This is a genomic window from Pseudoalteromonas arctica, from assembly GCF_012927645.1.
Lineage (GTDB): Bacteria > Pseudomonadota > Gammaproteobacteria > Enterobacterales > Alteromonadaceae > Pseudoalteromonas > Pseudoalteromonas arctica_A.
The window spans coordinates 1-1,171 of record NZ_JABBMT010000083.1; the positions used below are offsets into that span (position 1 = coordinate 1).

General features: G+C 48.6%; 1 rRNA gene. It reads right to left on the reverse strand.

What is annotated here, in order from left to right:
* Positions 1 to 1,151, reverse strand: a 23S ribosomal RNA gene (locus tag HHO47_RS18970); the annotation flags it as partial.
* Positions 1,152 to 1,171 lie beyond the last annotated feature (20 nt).

Genomic DNA, 1,171 nt, shown 5'->3' on the forward strand with positions numbered 1-1,171 from the left:
AATCCGCAGCTTCGGTGCATAGTTTAGCCCCGTTACATCTTCCGCGCAGACCGACTCGACCAGTGAGCTATTACGCTTTCTTTAAAGGATGGCTGCTTCTAAGCCAACCTCCTGGCTGTCTGGGCCTTTCCACATCGTTTCCCACTTAACTATGACTTTGGGACCTTAGCTGGCGGTCTGGGTTGTTTCCCTCTTCACGACGGACGTTAGCACCCGCCGTGTGTCTCCCGGATAGTACTTTACGGTATTCGGAGTTTGCAAAGGGTTGGTAAGTCGGGATGACCCCCTAGCCTTAACAGTGCTCTACCCCCGTAAGTATTCGTCCGAGGCTCTACCTAAATAGATTTCGGGGAGAACCAGCTATCTCCCGGTTTGATTAGCCTTTCACTCCTAGCCACAGGTCATCCCCTAACTTTTCAACGTTAGTGGGTTCGGTCCTCCAGTTGATGTTACTCAACCTTCAACCTGCCCATGGCTAGATCACCGGGTTTCGGGTCTATACCTTGCAACTATTCGCCCAGTTAAGACTCGGTTTCCCTACGGCTACCCTAATCGGTTAACCTCGCTACAAAATATAAGTCGCTGACCCATTATACAAAAGGTACGCAGTCACAGAACAAGTCTGCTCCTACTGCTTGTACGTACACGGTTTCAGGTTCTATTTCACTCCCCTCACAGGGGTTCTTTTCGCCTTTCCCTCACGGTACTGGTTCACTATCGGTCAGTTGGGAGTATTTAGCCTTAGATGATGGTCCACCTATATTCAGTCAAAGTTTCACGTGCTCCGACCTACTCGATTTCACTTAAAATGTCTTTTCATGTACGGGACTATCACCCTGTATCGTGGCACTTTCCAGAGCCTTCCATTAACACATAATAAGCTTAAGGGCTGTTCCGATTTCGCTCGCCGCTACTATCGGAATCTCGGTTGATTTCTTTTCCTACGGGTACTTAGATGTTTCAGTTCTCCGCGTTCGCCTCGTTAACCTATGTATTCAGTTAACGATACCTGCAAGCAGGTGGGTTTCCCCATTCGGAAATCCTAGTCTCAAGTGCTTTTTACTAGCTTGACTAGGCTTATCGCAAGTTAATACGTCCTTCATCGCCTCCAACTGCCAAGGCATCCACCGTGTACGCTTAGTCACTTAACCATACAACCCAAACGGGTCTT